The sequence below is a fragment of the Streptomyces sp. NPDC104106 genome (genome assembly GCF_055584345.1).
Window position 1 is genome coordinate 215,399 of the sequence record NZ_JBVJMF010000012.1, and the last position, 18,951, is coordinate 234,349.

Genomic DNA, 18,951 nt, shown 5'->3' on the forward strand with positions numbered 1-18,951 from the left:
TGATTCCTCCAGGTCACACGGTGAATCGGTCGGGGTCGGCGGCCTTCCAGTCGGCCGCCCAGGAGTCCGGCGGCTCGGCGAGCAGCTGCCCGGGCTCAAGCCACTCGTACAGCTCCTCGTAGGAGCGTTCGGTGAAGGGGTCCACGCGCCGGCGGAGCATGTGCGGACGCAGCTGCGCGGGGTCGGTGACGCCCATCGACGCCATGAGCTGCAAGGCGCTGGCCACCGTCGCCTGTTGGAAGCGCTGGACGCGCGCGGTCTTGCCGGGGACGTCGAGGGCGCGGGCGCGGCGGGGGTCCTGGGTGGTGACGCCGGTGGGGCAGGTGTTGGTGTGGCACCGCTGGGCCTGGATGCAGCCGACGGCGAACATCATGGCCCGTGCGGCGTTGCCGTAGTCGGCGCCCTGCACCATGCGCTTTACGAGGTCGGTGCCGGTGGCGATCTTGCCGCTGGCGCCGATCCTGATCCGGTCGCGCAGGCCAGTTCCCACGAGGGAGTTGTGCACGGTGAGCAGGCCTTCGGTGAGTGGGGTCCCCACGTGGTCGGCGAACTCCAGCGGCGCCGCGCCGGTTCCGCCCTCGGCGCCGTCCACCACGATGAAGTCGGGTGCCGTGCCCTCCTCCAGCATGGCCTTGCACACGGCCAGGAACTGCCGTCGCGAGCCCACGCACAGCTTGAACCCGGCGGGCTTGCCACCGGACAGCTCGCGCATGCGGGCGATGAAGCGGACCAGTTCGCGCGGGGTGGAGAAGACGCGGTGGTACGGCGGGGAGACGACGGTCCGTCCTTCGGGCACGTCGCGGACCCGGGCGATCTCGGCGTTCACCTTGGCTCCCGGCAGGACACCGCCGATGCCGGGCTTGGCGCCTTGCGACAGTTTCAGGGACACGCACTTGACGTGGTCGTGCGCGGCCTTGTCGGCGAACTCGGCCGCGTCGAAGTCCCCGTCGCGGGTGCGGCAGCCGAAGTACCCGGTGCCGATCTCCCACACGAGGTCGCCCCCGGGCCGCAGGTGGTACTCGGACAGTCCGCCCTCACCGGTGTCCTGGGCGAAACCCCCAGCCGCGGCACCCCCGTTGAGCGCGAGGACGGCGTTGGCGGACAGCGAGCCGAAGCTCATCGCCGACACGTTCAGCAGAGCCATGTCGTAGGGGCGGGTGCAGTCCGGGCCGCCGATCCGTACGCGCGGCGCGGTCTCGGGCACGGGGCACGGCGCCATCGAGGGGACCAGATACTCGTAACCGGGCTGGTACACGTCCCGTTCCGTGCCGTACGGCTCCTCCGCGTCCGTGCCCTTGGCGCGCTCGTAGACGATGCTGCGTACGTCCCGGTCGAAGGGGCGCCCGTCGTAGTTCCGCTCGATGAAGTACTGCTGCAGCTCCGGGCGGATCCTCTCCATGAGGAAGCGGAGATGGCCGAGGACGGGGTAGTTGCGGAGCACCGAGTGCCGGCGCTGCAGCAGGTCCCGGGCGCCGAGCGCGCCCAGGAACGTCAGCGGCAGGGCCACGAACCACCAGGCGGGTGAGCCGGCGACCGCCACGGCGAGGGAGCCGAGAGCGGCCAGCAGAGTCAGGACGATGATGACGATGCGTGTCACAGTGTCGCGCATTACCCGGTTGCCGCCTGACATGCACGCCGGGACGGCACCAGCCTCCCTCACCGATGTCTGGGCCCGGCCGGGGGCCGGGCAGGAAGCCCGCCGCCCGGGGCGCCGAACCGGGCCGACAGTGCGGCAGGCGTGCAACGCCCTTGCCAGGGGCAACCGGATAGCCAGGGACATGCACACCGCGCGACGGCCCGGGTCACGAGGAATGCGAGGAGGTCGGCGATGGAATGTAATGGACCAGGACCAGCAGGGCGGGCCTGGGTGCCAGGTGGTCGGGCACGTAGAGGTACGTGTTGAGGTGGGTGGGGTTGTTCCCGAAACCGGTGATCTGGGTCAGGCTCGCCGCGGCCGCGGGTTGGGGCAGCAGGAACGTGAAGGCTGCGGCCAGTGGCAGCAGCACCATCGCCAACCGCGCGCAGAGTGCGTCTCACGAATGAAGCTCGTTTCCGGTGATCGGTATGGGCTTGTGGTACGCCGCCGGCCCTGGCCCCCGGGGACGCCGGGCGGGCGCCGCAGGGTCCGGCGCCCGTCCGGGACGGGTGGTCAGCCGATGGCTGTGGCGAAGATGTGCATGGCCACTTGGCCCGACACGGCGTCGGAGCCTGCGTTCGGCAGGGTCAGGTAGGCAACGGTCTTGCCTGCCTGGAGCGGCACGGTGGCGGCGTACACGCTGACTTTCTGCTGGACCTTGCCGCTGCTGCCGTTGATGTAGTCGGTGGTGGCGAGGATGTCGCTGCCGTCGGCCGCACTGTTGCTCCACCAGTCGGCGAAGGCCAGGGTGTAGCTCTGGGTGGTGCCGTCGGTGTAGGTGATCAGGCCGGTGCCGGAGGCGTTGCCGTAGTCGGCGGTGCCGAGGAAGCCGAGCTTGGTGCCGATTGCGGTGAAGGGGACGGTCTGGCCGCCGGCCACGATGTTGTCCGGCTTGCCGGTGCCGGTGGTCGGCCAGGTGAAGGTCAGTCCGTCGTGGGTGATGGTGCCGCCGGACGTGATCCCCTGGGCGGCGAGGGCTTGCTGGGACAGGCTCTGACCACCGCCGTCGAGATCGCCGCCGCCGGGCGTGGCATCGTCGCTGATGCCGATGTTCTTGGTGATGTCGCTGATGGAGGAGTAGGGGACGAAGAGTTGGCCCGCCGCGTCGTCGCTGGCCCGGGCGCCGCGGTAGTCGGCCGACGCGGCGAGGGTGTAGGTGCCGGGCTTGACGCCGGCCGGCGGCGTGACCATCCAGGTGGTCTTGACCGAGACGCCGGCCGGGATGCTCCGGAAGGTGGCCGGTGAGGTCGGGGCGGCCCTCCAGCGGTCGGGCACGTGCAGAGTGACCGAGGCGTTCGGCAGGGCGGTCGGGCCGGTGTTGGTGTAGGTGGTGGTCGCCGCGAGGGAGGCGCCGGACTTGACGATCGGTGCGGCGGAGAGGGCCAGGGTGTGGTGGACGCGGATCACCGCGGAACCGGTGACGCCGTGCACGGTCGCACGAATGGTGGCCACGCCGTTGCCCACTGCGGTGACCAGCCCCTTACTGCTGACGGTGGCGACGGAGGGGTCGCTGCTGCTGTAGCGGACCTTGGTCCTGGACAGGTCCAGGAAGGAGCCGTCGTCGTTGACCGCCTCCACGACGTGCTCGGCGGTGACCTTCAGGTTGCGCCCGGGCTGGGCCGTGCGGTCGGTGTCGTCCTTGATCCACCGGTTGCGGGCGGTGAGGTCCATGGTGTCGCCCGCACGGTAGACCACGGCCTCGGGCTGTACGGTCACGTACTTCACATGCGGGGTGAGACTGCCGTGCACGGTGACCCGGGCGGATCCGGCGGTGGCGGCGGAGTCGGCGCCCACCTCGAAGCGGTAGGTGCCGTCGTGGACGACCTGCCTGGCCTTCCGGCCGTCGTGGAAGGCGAGGTCGGGGACCCGGACGCGCAGGGTGACGTGCTGGGTGGCGCCGGGCCGGAGGACCTGGGTCTTCTTGAAGCCGACGAGGCGCTTCCTCGGCAGTTCGCGGTCCCTGACCGTGAAGTCGGTGGCCGCGTAGAGCTGGGCGACGGTGGTCCCGGGCACGGTGCCGGTGTTGGTGACGTCGAAGCGGACGTTGACCGTCCCGTCGGCGTTCACGGAGGAGCGGTCGGCGCGGATGTGGGAGTAGGCGAAGGTGGTGTAGCTCAGGCCGTAGCCGAAGGGGTAGGTCGGCTTGCCCGTGAAGTACTGGTAGGTGCGGCCCAGACCGCCGGTCGCGCTGGGCTCGAGGTCGTAGTCGGAGATGGCGGGCAGCTGGGAGTCGTCCTTGTACCAGGTGAAGTTCAGGTGCCCGCCCGGGTTCTGCTTGCCGAACAGGACGTCGGCGAGGGCGTCGCCCTGGCTCTCGCCGTTGTAGCCGGCGAAGACGATCGAGGACACCTTGGCGCGGTAGGGCTCGATGGCGACCGGCCCGTCGGACTGGATGTCCAGCACCGTCTTCGGGTTGCCCAGGGCGGTGACCTGGTCGATGAGGCTGCCGTAGTTGCCGGGCAGGACCAGCCCCCCGCGGTCCTTCCCCTCGCCTGCCGTGGCGTCGTCGGTGCCGACCGCGACGACCACCAGGTCGGCACTCTTGATGTCGGCCTGGGTCCGGGCGCTCAGCGTCGCCGCACCGGTCGCGGTGCTGGAGGTGCCGGCGGCGTCGTGGACGACCTGCGCGTCGGGGTTGGCCGCCTTGACCTGGGCCGTGATGCCCTGGACGGCGTCCACCTTCCTGGTGGGATCGCCCGAGTAGCCGCCGAGAGTAACCTTCCCGGCCTGGTCGCCGACGATGACCACCTTGTTCAGCTTGGCCGGGTCGGCGGGCAACAGCGGCCTGCCGGTGGCCGCGACCTTCTTGTTCTGCAGCAGGACGAGGGCGTTGTCGGCGACGGTCCGTGCCAGGGCCTGGTGGGCCGGTGACTCGATGACGTCTTTGGTGATCTTCGTGTACGGCTGCCGGTCCACCGGGTCGAACTCACCGGTTCGCATCCGGACGGTGAACAGGTGCACCAGCGCGCTGTCGATGACGCCTTCGCTGAGGACACCGGCCTTGATCGCCTGCTCGAGGTTGGGTGAGGTGGCCTCCGCACCCGTGCAGTTGACGTTGGTTCCCGCGCGCAGGGCGTAGGCCTGGCCGCCGGCCGCCCCGGACACCTTCTGACCGGTCGCGGTATTGGTCCAGGTCGAGTTGGCGCCGTTGTGGTCGGTGCTCCAGCCGGGCGGCGCCCAGTCGTGGCCGGCGGGGAAGGACTGGTACGTGGTGCCGACCGCGCCGCAGTCGGAGGTGATGTACCCGCCGAAGCCGTACGTGCGCTGCGCGATCTGGTTGGTGGTGTACGTGTTGGCCGCCGACGGTGTGCCGTTGATCGCGTTGTACGACGTCATCAGGCCCGCGACATGCGACTTCTCGATCAGGCTCTTGAACTGTGCGGTGTAGTAGTCGTACAGGTCGTCGTCCGGGACGTTCGAACTGATGCCGGTGCGGTCCTGCTCGACGTTGTTGAGCGCGTAGTGCTTCGCGGTCGAGGCGACCTTCAGGTACGTGCTCTGCGGGCTGCCGTCGGGATTCTGGCCCTGGTAGCCGTTCACGAACGCGTCCGCCATCTGCCCCGTGAGGTACGGGTCCTCGCCGAACGCCTCGTCGGTGCGGCCCCACCGCGGGTCACGGTCGAGGTTGACCGTCGGCGCCCAGTAGGTGAGCATTCCGTAGTCGTCCTTCGAGGGCCCGAGGTTGTTCTGCCCGGTTCCCCACAGCGACTTGTCCAGCAGTCCTCGGGCCTCGTCCGAGATCGCCGTCGTCTCCCTGTACATCAGGTCCTCGTCCCAGGACATGGATGCGGCGAAGTTGGTGGGGAAGCTGGTGGCGTGCACGCCGCCGGTCACCGAGCCGTGGTGGGTGTTGGCGAACAGGGCGTTGATGCCGTGCTGTCCCTCGCTCCAGTACGTGTACTGCTGCACGCCGAGCCGTGGGACGGCCGGCGCGCTGTTGGTGTGCAGCTGCTGGATCTTCTCGTCCAGCGACATCCGCGAGACCAGGTCCGCGGCCCGCTCCGGGAACGAGTAGGAGGTGTCGAGATAGATGGGCGGGGATGCCCGGACCGCGGACCGCGGACCGGCATGGGCCGTGTCGCCGACCGCGCCGAGCAGGCCGAGGGAGCACACGGCCGCCATCGCCGCGCGTAGTAAGGGTGTGTGGGTTCTGGGCATCGCACTCTCCTTGCGCCTCGTCGGGGAGCAGCCGCTCGGAGCCGCGCCCCGAGGGGGCGGCTCCGAGCGGCTGCGGTTGGCACTTCGGTTCGTCTGCGGGGCCAGGCCCGCACGGTGCCGTGCGTGGCCCCGGTGTGTCAGTTCTGCAGGTGCCAGTGCTGGTTGGCTCCGCCCGTGCAGGTCCACAGCTGGACCTTCGTCCCGTTGCCGGTCCCCTGGCCGTCGGCGTCCAGACAGAGCCCCGACTGCACCGCTGTGATCGTGCCGTCGGGATTGACGTTCCATTGCTGGTCCGCCTGCCCGCTGCAGTCCCAGATCGCCGCCGGGGTGCCGCTGCCGGCGGACTGGCCGACGCCCAGGCACTTGTTGCCGTAGACCACCAGTTGCTTGCCGGCGGAGTAGGTCCACCGCTGGTTGGAGCCGCCGTTGCAGTCCCACAGTTGTGCCTGTGTGCCGTTGGCGGTCGTGGAGTTGTTGATGTCGAGGCAGCGCCCCGACTGCTGGCCGACGATCTCCTGGTTGCCGGAGGGCGGTGGCGGTGGCGGCGGCTGGTTCGAGTCGAACTGGGTGAAGAACTGCCACACCGCTGCCGACGTCCAGGTGCGCCAGCCGTCACCGGTGGAGCCGTCGATGGGACCGGGGTCGTGGCCCGCTCCGTCGAACGCGGCCCAGACGACCGGGTAGCCGGACCTGCATCCGGAGTAGGTGGTGATGATGTGCGTCAGGCTTCCGTAGGCCGGCTCGGGCGGGTTCTGGGGGGTGCAGCCGTTGTTCCGGACGAAGGTGTCGCGCAGTTGCCGTCCCGACGAGATGGGCAGCACGTTGTCCCTGATGCCGTGCAGACCCATGTAGGCGATGGGCTGAGAGCCGCCGCTGCACCCGCTGAGGTTCGCGCCGGAGTAGACCGCGACGGCGCGGAAGACCGTCGCCCGGGAGCAGGCGAGGGCGTACGACATCGCGCCCCCGTAACTGAAACCGGCCGAGAACAACTGGGTCGTGTCGACGCACAGACCTGCCTCGATCTGGCTGACCATGGCGTCCACGAAGGCCACGTCCTGGCCGCCGGGGTTGGCCCAGCCGTTGCCATTGCCCTGGGGAGCGACGAAGATCGTGCCGTTGTTCGCGTCCGCCAGGCGCCGCAGCCCGTAGTAGGACCAGTTGTACCCGTCCGTTCCGCCCGAGTCGACGTCGCCCGCCGTGCCACCCCGCCAGTGGAAACCGAAGACCAGCCGGTAGGGGTGGTTGTTGTCGTAGCCGGCAGGGACCCGGAGGATGTAACTGCGGGTCTGGCCGCCGCTCTGAATCGTGTGGGTGCCGCTCGTCAGTGCCGGCGCCTTGCCGCATCCGGCGGTCGCCGCCGCGGCGGTCTTCGTGGCGGCGGTCTTCGTGGCGGCGGTCTTCGTGGCCGGCGCGGGCGTGGCACGACCACTGCTGAACGAGGTGCCCGCAGCTGACAGGACGAGAAGCAGCGCAGCCGCGATCGACATTAAGAGTGGTTTGTGTTTCATACACTCCTTCTTCCGTGAGGGGGGTGGACACGAAGTACCGGTCGCCGCCCGGTTCAGACGCCGGTGATGGTCCATTCGTTGTTGGTGCTGGAGTTCGGCGTCCACATCACGGTGGTGGAGCCGACCGTGGTGCTGCCGCTGCCGTCGAGGGCGGTGCCGGTGCCCCGGTTGATGATCTGGTAGCGGTTGTCACCGAGGCTGCTCAGCGACCACTGCTGGTTGTTGCCGCCGTTCCACGCTTCTTGCCGGGCGGGCGCGCCGTTGGCGGAGTTGCCCCAGCTGTCGACGGCCATGCCGTTGGTGCGGTTCACGATGCGGTAGTAGCCGTTGCCGAGGTCGATGAGCTGCCACTGGAGGTTGGTGCTCCCGTCGTAGTTCCACTGCTTGAGGTTGGAGCCGGAGGCGACGTTGCCCCCGCTGTCGAGCACCAGCCCGCTCGTCACGTTGGCGATCTTGACCCAGGTGGTGGAGCCGCCCGGTGCGCCCAGGACGGGGATCGCACCGGAGAAGGTGAGCTTGACTGTGTACGCCAGCGCGCTGAACGGCGCGTTGGACGAGGGCATGGCTATGTGCAGGCCGGAAGCGTCCTGGACCGGTGCGGGCAGGTCGATGTAGGTGCCGGCGGTGTTGTCCAGCAGTTTGGCGTTCGTCAGGCTGCTGAGGTTGATCTGGTTCGAGTTGAGCGTCGTGATGGTCATGGTTCCGCCCTGCCAGCCCAGCGCGGTGGCATAGAGGACCTTGTTGTCCTGGCTGCGGGTGAAGCGGATGTCCTTGGGTGTGCCGGCGACCGGTCCGCTGAACGCGCCTCCGCCCATCTTGGTGGGGCCCTCGCCGTAGCTGCTCCAGGAGCGGGTGGCGTAGATCGCCTCTCCGAAGCGGCCGAGCCAGTCGCCCATGCCGAGCAGGATCGACTGCTGCCCGGAGGGGATGGTGCCGTCGGCCATCGGGGCGATGTTCAGCAGCATGCTGCCGCCCTTGCTCACCCGGTCGATCAGCGAGTGCAGCAGTGCCTGCGTCGAGTAGTAGCCGATGCCCACCGTGTAGCACCAGCTGGAGGAGGAGATGCTGTCGTCGGTCAGCCAGTAGGGGGTGAGCAGCCCTGCCGGGCCGCCGCGCTCGAAGTCGAAGACCTCGCCCTTGTTGTCGAGGCCGTCCTTGTAGGTCGCGACCACGTCCTTGTTCCAGGAGACCGCCTGGTTGTAGTAGTGCGCGAGGAACTGGAGGCGGTAGGACTCCTGCACCAGGCCCAGGTCGAAGTCCTGCCACACCAGGTCCGGCTGGTAGCCGTCGATGACCTCGATGAGCTTGTCGTACCAGAGCTGGTTCTCGGCGGCCGAGCCCTGCTGGCCGAAGAGGATGCGCAGCGTCGGGTCCGACTGGTAGGGCACGTGGTCGTAGTAGCCGTTGAAGTGGTAGGCGTGGTGCAGCGAGGCCATGAACTTCAGCCCCTGCCCGCGGATGGCCTGCGCGTGCAGTCCCACGAGGTCGAGTCTGGGACCGCGTTGGACCGAGTTCCACGGGTTGGAGCGGCTGTTCCACATGGAGAAGCCGTCGTGGTGTTCGGCGACCGGGCCGGCGAACCTCGCGCCGGCGGCCTTGAACAGCCGTGCCCAGGCGTTCGGGTCCCAGTTGCCGCCCTGGGAGGCGAGTTTCGGGGCGAACTGCACGTGGTTGCCGGCCTTGTCGCGGGCGCCGTCGATGAAGTTGTCGTACGGCCATACCGAGGGATCGCCGTAGGTGGCGATGTGGTGCTGGTTCTCGGCCGAGCCGCCGATGTACATGTTGCGCGGATACCACTCGTTGCCGAACGCGGGGACGCTGAAGACGCCCCAGTGGTAGTAGATGCCGAACTTGGCATCCTGGAACCAGGCCGGAGCCGGGGGGTGCTGATCCACGGACGGCCAGCTCGCGGTGTAGCTGCCGGGCCCGTCGGTCGCGGCGGCTTCCGGGGCGAACCGCAGCAGGCCGACGGCCGTGGCCGCGCCGGCCGCCGCGAGCAGGCGGCGCCGGCTGATCGGGAGGGAGGAGGAAGTCATGTGCGGGGCCTCTCAGAGGAATTGACGGGGTGGCTCGGGAGGACGGTCAGCCGGTCACCTGATCAACTGCGGGTCCACTGCTGGTTGGTGTTGCCGTTGCAGGCCCACAGCTCCAGCAGGGTGCCGTTGGCCGTTCCCGCGCCGGTGGCGTCCAGGCACAGGCCGGACTGGACACCGGTGATCGTGCCGTCGGCGTTGGTCTTCCACTGCTGGTTGCTGCCGCCGTCGCAGGTCCGGATGTCCACCTTGGTACCGGGGCTGGTGCCGCTGCCCGCGGCGTCCAGGCAGTCGCCGCCGTAGACCCGCAGCTCACCGGCCGAGGTACTGGTCCACTGCTGGTTGGTGCCGCCGTTGCAGTCCCACAGCTCCACCTGGGTGCCGGCTGTCTGCGACTGGTTCGGCACGTCCACGCACCGGCCGGAGCCGATCCCGACGATCGCACCGATCGTGCCGCCGCCGCTTCCGCCGCTGCCAGGCGTGATGGACAGGTTGTCGAACTGCGCCGTCTCACCCTGGCTGGTCGCGTAGCCGACCTGGCCACCGGCCCAGGTGCGGTCGTTCACGGAACCGACCGTGGAACCGTCGATGACGGCGCTGACGGTCGTGCCGGAGAAGGTGAGGGCCAGGGAGTGCCACCGGTTGGTGCCCAGCGCCGCGGTCGTGCCGTGGGCGAGCGCGGAGACGTTTCCGTTGGTGCCGGAGCTCAGGATCGACCAGGCTCCGGTGTCGCTCACCCGCAGGTGGTAGGCGTTCAGGCCGCCGGTGCTGCCGTAGTCCTGGGCGTTGGCGCGGCCGAGCAGCTCGGCGTATCCCGGCTGTTCGAGCATGACGTCGGACGAGACGGTGTAGTTGCTCCAGCTCACATCGCCGAGCAGGGCGTGCGGATCGGACAGCGCGTCCCAGGTGATCGGTTTCTGCGGGCTCATCTGGCGCACGCACGTGCCGCTGCGGCCGCCGCCGCAGCGCACCGCCTCGAAGGCGCCCTGCCAGTCCATGAGGTACTTCGCCTCGGTGCCGGTGGCGTAGCCGTCGAAGGAGTCGCGGTACGGCAGGCTCATCGTGCCCTGGGCGGGACCGGTGGCGGTGCCCTTGCCCTGTCCGGTCGTGGTGGTCAGGGTGTAGACGCGGTGGGGCTGCACGGTGAGGCTGAAGCCGCCGCCGGACGGGGTGATGTCCGTGGTGTGCACGAGGTAGTCGGCCGGGTTGCCGGAGTTGACGTCGGTCGACCAGACGTGGACGGTTCCGCCGGACAGCCCTCCGGTGACGTCGAAGTTCAGCGTCTGGGCACTGCCGGCGTCCATCGTCTCGATGACCGTGGAGTAGTCGGAGTTGTTCGTGGACTTCAGCGAGACGTAGCTGCCGTTGTTCCGGTTGCCGCCGATGTAGCCGCTGGAGGCGTCGAGGTAATGCCAACCCGGGGCGGTGAACTGGCTGGTCTGTGCCATCACCCAGGCGTTCTTGCCGATCGCGTAGTGCCCGGACCACGGCTGCGAGGCCAGGGCGAGCCCCATGGTGGGGTACGGCAGGTTCGGTGTGATCGCGGCGACCACCGGCCAGTTGAGGTACGCCGTCATCCGGCCGTCGATGTATCCGCGGTTGATACCGCGGGCCACGGCCGGCGCTCCCGCGTTGTAGTCGTCCGAGCCGTTCTCACTTGCCCACAGCTGCTTGCCGGACGACGTGGCGGCCGACGGCACCGAGCAGGTGGACTGGGACGAACGGTAGCCGCAGGGGTAGTGGGTGCCGATGACGTTCACCGCTGCGGCGAACGCCGGGTTGGAGTCGACGTCGTTCGCCACGGACCAGTCGGAGTCGGCCGCGACGATCTTGACGTTGCCGTAGCCGTTGCTGTTGAGCGCGCTGCGCAACTGCTCGTACCAGGAGACGTTGTAGCCCCGCTCGTTCCACCCGCCGAGGTAGTCGATGCTCAGCCCGTGCTGTTTGGCGCAACCGAGCCACGAGAGCAGGTAGTTGACCATGTCGGTGGACCAGAAGCTCCCGCCGCCGATCCAGCCGGGTGCGCCCCACGCGAGCCCGTACAGCTTGATGTCCGGGTTGCGCGCTTTGGCCTGCTCCATCAGCCACCATTCATAGCCCCGATTGCAGTTCAGGTCGGACCGGGTGTGCTGGTGACTGGGCTCGGCCCCCGAGGTGGAGTTGGTGTCACCGCCGATCTCGGCCTTGAGGATCTGCAGGGAGGCGCCGTAGCCGGGCGTGAACAGGTAGTCCAGGATCTGGCCGCGTTGCGGCTCGGGGTAGTCGATCAGGAGTCTGCTGTTGCCGCCGCCGCCGCTGATCGCTCCGACACCGTCGAAGGTGCGGCCGCCGGACGCGCCGTTGATCGTGATGGAGGTGGCGGCATGGGCCGGAACGGCGCCCGCGCCGACAAGCCCGCCCGCGGCCAGGACGAGGCCCGTGAGCACGGCCGTCGAGGCACGCAGGCGCCGGAATAACCGGCTGAATGCTGACACGGTGGGGTTCCTTTCGCAGGTCGGAGGGGCCCGTGGCCGGTGTGACGGATCCGGCCACAGGACCTGGTGGCGGTGCGGTCAGCGCAGGACGAAGTCCTGGTTGGTACCGGGAGCGTTCTTGCACGGCCACTGGTCCAGTTGCTGGCCTGTGTTGCTGCCGGCGCCGTGCACGTCCAGGCACAGACCGCTGTTCCGGTTCTGGAACGAGTAGGAGCCGTCGGACTGGCGCACGGGCAGCCACAGGGCGTTGGTGGCTGTGCCGGGGGCCTGCTGGACGATGTCCGGCGTGCCAGCCGTCGTGGAGCTGCCGGCGACCGCCACGTCCTGCCCGGAGTTCTGGGCCCGCAGTTCGCCGTAGCCGCCCGAGGCCGGGACGAACTGGAACCGCTGGTTGCCCTGCCCGTTGCAGGTCCACTGGTCGATCGCGGCGCCGGCGCTGCCGGAGTTGCCGTACACGTCCAGGCACAGGTTGTCGCCGGCCACCACGAGCTGGTGGTAGCCGTCCGGGAAGCCCCCGCCACCCCCACCGTCGGACGAGGCCGGTGTCAGATGGACGGAGAACGCGTCGTGCGCGCCCTGGAACGTGAACGGCACGGTGATCGAGCCGCCCGAAGCACTCACGTTCTGGTCGTACACGGTCTGCGGGGCGGCGAGCGGCGCCTGGTCCGGGATGCGGTGCACGGTGACGTGAACGCTGCCGGCGTTCGCCAGCCAGGGCACGGACGACAGTCCGTCGAAGGTGACGGACGCGGCGCCGGTGTACCCGTCGGAGTCACCGATGACGGCCACCGCGCGCTTGGCGGAGGAGTCCTCGGAGGCCGACACCGCCGTCGAGCCGACCTGGCCGGAGGTGTCCACGAGGGTGCCGGTCATGTCGGCGTAGTCCCGAAGCGCCCACCAGTTGCCGGTCGGCTGCCAACTGCCCCCGCTCTGGGTCAGGACCCCCGTCAGGTTCGGGGTGACGCAGCAGACCCAGTTGCCGCGCATCGCGTTGGCGTACCCGGACTGCGCGAACCGGGCCAGGTACCAGGCCGTCACCCCGGCGGTCTGCCGGTCGGCCGGCTGGTACTCGTTCGCGGACAGCGGCAGCGGACCGATGCCCGCCGCGGTCAGGGCGCTGTTCAGGCTCTGCGCGACGGTGACCGGGTCGTCGACGTCGCCCTCGTCGTGGTTGGTGATCATGTCCGGCACCGTCCCGGCCGCCTTCACGTGCGCGAGCCAGGTCCGCCATTCACCCGGGTTGCCCTGCGGGGTGAAAGCGAGTGAAGGCCCCACGATCTGCGCCCCGGGGGCGATGCGCCGGATCTCCCGGTAGGCGGTGTCCCACATCTGGAAGTACTGGGCGCTGTTCACACCCCGGGTCCAGAAGACGGAGATGTCCGGCTCGTTCCAGATGTCGTAGGCGAACGTCAGCCCCGAAGCCTGCAGCGCTCCCACCGTGGAGTCGATGAAGCTGATCCAGTTCGAGCAGTCGCCGTGGTCGCACGGGTACGTCGTGTTCGACGGCTGGCCGCCGTTCGCGCCGTAGATGTCGCTGACCAGCACCTGGTACTGCGCGTGGTAGGGCGGCCGGGTGAGCCGTTTCGCCTGCGCGGTGATCGAGTCGACGTCGGCCCGGGTGGCGGAGCCGTACCGGTAGCCGTCCCTGATCCAGCCGCCGGAGAACCATCCGCCGCCGCGGAACGCGTTGATCCCCAGCGGCTGGAGGAACTGGTCCGCCGGCTGGCTGCCGTCCTCGGTGATCCCGTAGAGGAACCCCTCCCCCACGCCGGTCGACGGCCCCCGCGTCGACGCGAGGTGCACGCTCAGTGACTTGACCGGGGCGGCGTGGCCGACGGCCGCCGACAGCAGCGGCAGCACGAGTGCCAGCACGATGCCGGCCACCAGTGCCGGACGGCCGGGTCTCGCTCTCGTCCTCATCCGATCCTCCTGCGGTTGGGCGCCGCTGTGCTGCGGCGCGCGTGCTGGACGGGGGCCGGCTCCCGTAGTGGGCGGTAGGGGTACAGGGCACGGCGACGTGCCGGGGCGGCGACGGAATGCCGCCCCGGAGTCGAGCGCGGGTGCCTCACCTGGTCAGCTCAGCGACCATTGCTGGTTGGACTGGCCGTTGCAGGTCCACAGTTCAACGGGGGTGCCGTTGGCGGTGGCGGCGCCCGTGACGTCCAGGCACAGGCCGGACTGGGCGCTGGTGACGGTGCCGTCGGCGTTGAGGTTCCACTGCTGGTTGCTCTGGCCGTTGCAGGTCCAGACGATGGCCTTGGTGCCGGGGCTGGTGCCCTGGTTCGAGGCGTCCAGGCACAGGCGGCTGCCGCCGGAGTACACGGTGAGCTCCTGGGACGCGGTCCGGGACCAGGTCTGGTTCGCCGCGCCGGAGCAGTCCCGGATCTGCGTCTGCGTCCCCGGCGTCGTGGCGGCACCCGGCACCTCCAGACACCTGCCCGCACCCACCGCCCGCAGCGCGCCCGTCGTGCTCGGGCCGCCACCGCTTCCCACCCCGTAGCCGGCGGCGGTGATGCTGGCCTGCACGGCGTTCTCGGTGGCGTCGGAGGGATAGCCCGCTGTCATCGCGCCTTCGAAGAACTCGCCTTGTCCCGAGTTGCTGTTGTCGCCCCCGGTGCCGAGCAGGACCGAGCTGTCGACCTTCATCGGTGAGTAGCCGTTCGGCAGGGGGCCGGAGAAGGTGGTGGTCAGGCCGCCGCTGGTGCCGTTGCCGTATTTGAGGGTGAAGTTGCTGGTGCCGTTGTTCTTCTCCCAGGCGCTGACGAAGGGGTAGTGGACACCGGGGTTGCCCGGATCGTGGTTGGAGCCCGTGTTGGTGTGGTACATGCCGTTCTCCAGGTCGGCCTCGACCCACGGACCGCTGCCGGTACATCCGTTGAACCAGCAGGCGTTGCCCCAGTAGACGGCGTTCATGGTGGCGTTGCCGGTGTCGGTGTGGGAGTTCTCCCCGCTGCCGTAGTCGAAGCAGCACCACTGGTTGGTGTAGTTCGACGATGTCACCATGTAGATGCCCTCGGGCTGGGATCCGGTGGCCACGCCGCTCGCGTGGTCGAGCCGGTAGCCGACGCCGGGAGTGACCTTGACGCCGAAGACCTGGTGGCCGGCCGCGGTCACCGGCAGGGCCATGGCGTTCGCCCCGACGTCGGATCCGTTGGGTCCTGGGCCCTTCCAGAAGCCGCCCCAGGAGACCGGCAGGTCGTTGTGCCTGGCGGTCTGGTCGTAGATCTTCGTGATGGTGCACGACGTGCCCGAGCAGAAGGAGATCTGGGACGCGGCGTCGGCGTACCCGCCGGCGCTGAGCAGTCCTATGTCGCGGTAGCTGTGGTCGGAGGCCCGCTGGATCTGGTACAGCGGCCCGTTGTACGACGCGAAGAGCGCCCTGGTCGTGGAGTGCGCCGTCACGCACGGCGTACCGCCCGCGGCGTAGATGTCGCACGGGAGCGACGCGTCGGCCGCGGCAGCCGCTGAGGCGCTCGCCGGCCGGGCCGCCGGATGGGCGGCAGCGGTCGTGGCGGGCGGCGGGGATGCGGCGAACGCCGGTACGCCGAACGCGGCCACGACCATCGACAGGACGAGCAGGAGCATGGCTGGGAATCGCCCGCGCGGGCGCGCGGTTGCTGATCTGAGCATGGAGATCTCCTCTGGGGCGGCGCCGCGCGGCGGCGCCGAAGCTGCCGGTGACCGATGGGAGGGGCTCAGCCCAGCGTCCACCGCTGGCCGCTGCCGCCGTTGCAGGTCCACAGCTCGGCGAGGGTTCCGTCAGCCGTGGCTCCTCCGGTGACGTCCAGGCACAGGCCCGACTGGACGCCGGTGATCGTGCCGTCGGCGTTCAGCGTCCACTGCTGGTTGGTCTGGCCGTTGCACGGCCAGATCTCCACCTTCGTCCCGGGGGTCGTCTGGTTGTCGTAGGCGTCCAGGCACATCTGGCCGCTGCCGGAGTAGACCGTGAGCTGGTCGGAGGCGGAGTGCGTCCAGGTCTGGTTGACCCCGCCGTTGCAGCTCCAGATCTCCACCTGGGCACCCGCGGTCGTGGTCGAGTTCGGTACGTCCAGGCACTTGCCCGCACCCACCGCGTGCAGCTCCCCGGTCGCGCCGGTGCCGCCGCCGCTGCTTGTGCCGCCCGCGACCCGGTACATCACCGTGCCGTGCGCCGGTACCGAGGCGCTGATGGTGCCGGAGGTGGTCGAGGACGCCCCCGACCACAGCTCGGTCAGGGTGTAGGCGGACGCCCCGGTCTTCCCGATCGCGGCCGCGGTGGTGGTAATGGTCGCCGTCGAGCCCGTCTCGTTGAACAGTGCCACCGACACGTCCCCGTTCGCGAGCGGCTTGGCCAGCACGTCCAGGCCGCCCGAGGACGACACCATGGTGCCCTGCCTGCCCAGGGGGTCCTGGTCGACCGCGATCACCCGGGAGTTGGTCAGGATGGACAACGTGCCCGCACTGGCCGAGGGTATGTTGGTGCCCGCGATCAGCGGCGCGGCCATCTCCGCCCACAGACTGAACTCGCTGCGGCTCTCGGTGGCGGTCAGCGAGCCGTTGCCGACCTCCAGCATGTCGGGGTCGTTCCAGTGGCCGGGGCCGGCGTAGGAGGCCAGTGCCACGTTGCTGTGGAAGATCGACAGCATGCTTGAGAAGCTCGCGTTGATGTCCCCGGTGGTCCGCCAGCTGTTGCCCACGCCCGCGCCCCAGGTCCACACGTCCTCCTGGCCCCAGTTGCACAGGCTGAACAGGATCGGCCGGCCGGTGGCCGCCAGGGCGTCCCGCATCGCGGTGTACCGGGTCCGCGCCGGAACCCCGGTGTTGTTGCAGTTGTCGTACTTCAGGTAGTCGACGCCCCACGACGCGAACGACTGCGCGTCCGTGGTCTCGTGCCCCAGGCTGCCCGGGTATCCCGCACAGGTCGCGGTGCCCGCGTCCTCGTAGATACCCAGCTTCAGCCCCAGCGAGTGCACGTAGTCCGCGGTGCCCTTGATCCCGTCGGGGAACTTGGCCGGATCCGGCACCAGGTGGCCGCCGGAGTCGCGGCTGTGCGTCATCCAGCAGTCGTCGATGTTGACGTACGAGTAGCCCGCCGCCTGCATGCCGTTGGTGTGCATCGCCTGCGCGGTGGACTTGATCAGCGACTCGGAGACGTCGCAGCCGTACGCGTTCCAGTCGTTGAAGCCCATCTGCGGGGTCGGTGCGAGGCCGTTGCCGAGCGCGGCGGCGGACTGCGCCGTGGCGAGGGAGAGGAGGGGGACGGTCACGGCGAGCAGCACGGCCGAGAACATGAGCGCCAGGGTCCTGCGCAGGGACGGCAACGGGGGCAGCGGCCGAAGGCGCTTGGCTCTCGCGGTGGTCGTGGGCATAGGTCATCTACTCCTGGGCCGAGTCGGGAGGAGCTGGGACGTTTCAGCGATAGCCGGCGGCAGTGATGTCGGCCTGCACCGCGTTGTCGGTCGCGTCGGAGGGGTAGCCGGCGACGACGGCTCCTTCATAGAAGGTGCCGGCGCTCAGATTGGCGCCGCCGCCGGGCTTGCAGCAGTCGCCGCCGCTCCCCAGGACGATGGCTCCCTGCTTCTTCATAGGGCTGTATCCGCCGGGAAGCCCGCCGTCCCAGAGGGTGGTCAGGCCGCCGGACTGCGCGTTGCCGCCCTTCAGGGCGAACCTCGACGTGCCGTTGTTCTTCAGCATCGCGGTGACGAACGTGCCGGGGAAAGCCCGCTGGCTGGTGTTCCAGGCCTGGCTGCCGCCGGAGTACAGGCCCCATTCGAGGTCGGCCTGCACCCAGGGACCGCTCCCGGAGCAGCCGCCGAACCAGCACTCGGTACCGAAGTTGATCGCGTCCATCGCCCCGGCGGCGTCGGCCTTCCGGTCCGTCTCGCTGTTGCCGTAGTCGAAGCAGCAGCCGCCGTTGACGTGGGTGCCGCTGGTCACCATGTACGCCCCTTCGGGTGCGGCACCCGTCGGCACGCCGGTCAGGTGGCCGTCCCGCCAATAGCTGTTCCCTGGGTTGATGTACAGCGCGTAGGCCTTGGTGCCCCCGGCGGTCAGCGACTCCGAGGTCGCCTTCGCGGGGCTGCTCTGACCGGATCCGGGGACCTGGGCCGATCCCTGGTACCAGAGGTCGTTGCCGTGCCCGGACTGGTCACGGACGACCGTGATCACGCAGGAGGTACCCGCGCAGAACGCGTCTTGCGTCGCCGCGTCGGCGAAGCCGCCCGGTGCCAGCACGCCGATGTCCCTGGTCGCGTTGTCCGAGGAGCGCCTGACCTGGTACAGGGAGCCGTTGTACGAACGGTAGAGCGCCCGCACCGTGCTGTGCGCGGCCACGCACGGCGTACCGCCCGCGGCGTAGATGTCGCACGGGCCCGATCCGCCCGGCGGAGGCGGAGCCGCCGGTGTGCTCCACTTCTGGTTGCTCTGGCCGTTGCAGGTCCACAGGATGACCGCGGTGCCGTTGGCCGTTCCCGCTCCGTTGACGTCCAGGCAGAATCCGGACGCGACGCCGGTGACGGACCCGTCGGAGTTGCGTCGCCACACCTGGCTCGGCCGCCCGTCGCACGACCGGATGACCGCCGGGGCTCCCGGAGCCGTCCGGTTGTCGTAGGCGTCCACGCACCGGGTGCCGTTCATGGTCCTCAGCTCACCCTCCGAGGTGAACGCGAACGCCTGGTTGACCTGGCCGTTGCAGTCCCAGATCTCCAGGGTCGTTCCCGGCGTGTCGACGTTGCCCCTGACGTCCAGGCACCGCCCCGACACCGAGCTGACCAGAGGTCCCGCCGACACCGATGCCGACCAGGTCGGCGCGGTCGCCAGCAACATGGTCAGCAGTGCCATCACGCATATGGCGGCGGCCGCCGGTAACCGGGATCCTTGGGCCGAGGTGCTCCGGAGCGAAACAGATGGAGGCTGCATCCTGTTCCTTGCATGTGTGGAGGAAGGGGACAGAGAGTGCCGTGCCTGTTCGAAGGGGCTCACACGGGGCGTCGACCGCTCCCGTCAGAGTGCCCGAGGGCACCCACAGAGAACACTCAGACATCCCATGTCGCATAGTGATCCCATAGGCCTGATGCTCTGTCAATAGATCCGCTGCCCCGACTCTGCGGCCTATCCATCCCATGTCTCGCCCGACTCAGTCCGCTGCGACGGCATGCCGAAAC

Annotated in this window: 10 protein-coding genes; all 10 read right to left on the reverse strand. The window is 69.4% G+C overall.

What is annotated here, in order from left to right; translation table 11 throughout:
• Positions 1–13: 13 nt before the first annotated feature.
• The gene (locus ACZ60X_RS27050; RefSeq protein ID WP_469603477.1) at positions 14–1,597 is read right to left on the reverse strand and encodes an FMN-binding glutamate synthase family protein; all 1,584 of its coding nucleotides are present in this window, start codon (positions 1,595–1,597) and stop codon (positions 14–16) included.
• A gap of 205 nt (positions 1,598–1,802) precedes the next feature.
• Complete coding sequence (locus tag ACZ60X_RS27055) at positions 1,803–2,009, reverse strand: hypothetical protein (RefSeq protein WP_469603479.1); 207 nt, start codon at positions 2,007–2,009, stop codon at positions 1,803–1,805.
• Positions 2,010–2,149: 140 nt separating this feature from the next.
• A complete protein-coding gene (locus tag ACZ60X_RS27060; protein WP_469603482.1) occupies positions 2,150–5,758 on the reverse strand; it encodes a glycoside hydrolase family 3 C-terminal domain-containing protein in 3,609 nt (1,202 codons plus the stop codon).
• A 173-nt stretch (positions 5,759–5,931) separates the two neighbouring features.
• On the reverse strand, positions 5,932–7,281 hold the full coding sequence (locus ACZ60X_RS27065) for a ricin-type beta-trefoil lectin domain protein (protein WP_469603485.1): 1,350 nt from the start codon (positions 7,279–7,281) through the stop codon (positions 5,932–5,934).
• A 74-nt stretch (positions 7,282–7,355) separates the two neighbouring features.
• Positions 7,356–9,338: an alpha-L-fucosidase gene (locus ACZ60X_RS27070; RefSeq protein ID WP_469603487.1), complete on the reverse strand. Its 1,983-nt coding sequence runs from the start codon at positions 9,336–9,338 to the stop codon at positions 7,356–7,358.
• 62 nt (positions 9,339–9,400) lie between these two features.
• On the reverse strand, positions 9,401–11,809 hold the full coding sequence (locus tag ACZ60X_RS27075) for a ricin-type beta-trefoil lectin domain protein (protein ID WP_469603489.1): 2,409 nt from the start codon (positions 11,807–11,809) through the stop codon (positions 9,401–9,403).
• A 78-nt stretch (positions 11,810–11,887) separates the two neighbouring features.
• Positions 11,888–13,729: an RICIN domain-containing protein gene (locus ACZ60X_RS27080; protein ID WP_469603491.1), complete on the reverse strand. Its 1,842-nt coding sequence runs from the start codon at positions 13,727–13,729 to the stop codon at positions 11,888–11,890.
• A 153-nt stretch (positions 13,730–13,882) separates the two neighbouring features.
• The gene (locus tag ACZ60X_RS27085; RefSeq protein ID WP_469603494.1) at positions 13,883–15,439 is read right to left on the reverse strand and encodes an arabinofuranosidase catalytic domain-containing protein; all 1,557 of its coding nucleotides are present in this window, start codon (positions 15,437–15,439) and stop codon (positions 13,883–13,885) included.
• 65 nt (positions 15,440–15,504) lie between these two features.
• Positions 15,505–17,157: a glycoside hydrolase family 27 protein gene (locus ACZ60X_RS27090; RefSeq protein ID WP_469603497.1), complete on the reverse strand. Its 1,653-nt coding sequence runs from the start codon at positions 17,155–17,157 to the stop codon at positions 15,505–15,507.
• A gap of 43 nt (positions 17,158–17,200) precedes the next feature.
• Positions 17,201–18,628, reverse strand: a complete 1,428-nt coding sequence (locus ACZ60X_RS27095) for an arabinofuranosidase catalytic domain-containing protein (protein ID WP_469603500.1) — start codon at positions 18,626–18,628, stop codon at positions 17,201–17,203.
• Positions 18,629–18,951 lie beyond the last annotated feature (323 nt).

Bases quoted from the DNA above. Each gene is read 5' to 3' on its own strand.
- ACZ60X_RS27070 (WP_469603487.1), bottom strand. From the start codon at position 9,338: ATGACTTCCTCCTCCCTCCCGATCAGCCGGCGCCGCCTGCTCGCGGCG.
- ACZ60X_RS27085 (WP_469603494.1), bottom strand. From the start codon at position 15,439: ATGCTCAGATCAGCAACCGCGCGCCCGCGCGGGCGATTCCCAGCCATG.
- ACZ60X_RS27080 (WP_469603491.1), bottom strand. From the start codon at position 13,729: ATGAGGACGAGAGCGAGACCCGGCCGTCCGGCACTGGTGGCCGGCATC.
- ACZ60X_RS27060 (WP_469603482.1), bottom strand. From the start codon at position 5,758: ATGGCGGCCGTGTGCTCCCTCGGCCTGCTCGGCGCGGTCGGCGACACG.
- ACZ60X_RS27090 (WP_469603497.1), bottom strand. From the start codon at position 17,157: ATGCCCACGACCACCGCGAGAGCCAAGCGCCTTCGGCCGCTGCCCCCG.
- ACZ60X_RS27055 (WP_469603479.1), bottom strand. From the start codon at position 2,009: ATGGTGCTGCTGCCACTGGCCGCAGCCTTCACGTTCCTGCTGCCCCAA.
- ACZ60X_RS27095 (WP_469603500.1), bottom strand. From the start codon at position 18,628: ATGGCACTGCTGACCATGTTGCTGGCGACCGCGCCGACCTGGTCGGCA.
- ACZ60X_RS27065 (WP_469603485.1), bottom strand. From the start codon at position 7,281: ATGTCGATCGCGGCTGCGCTGCTTCTCGTCCTGTCAGCTGCGGGCACC.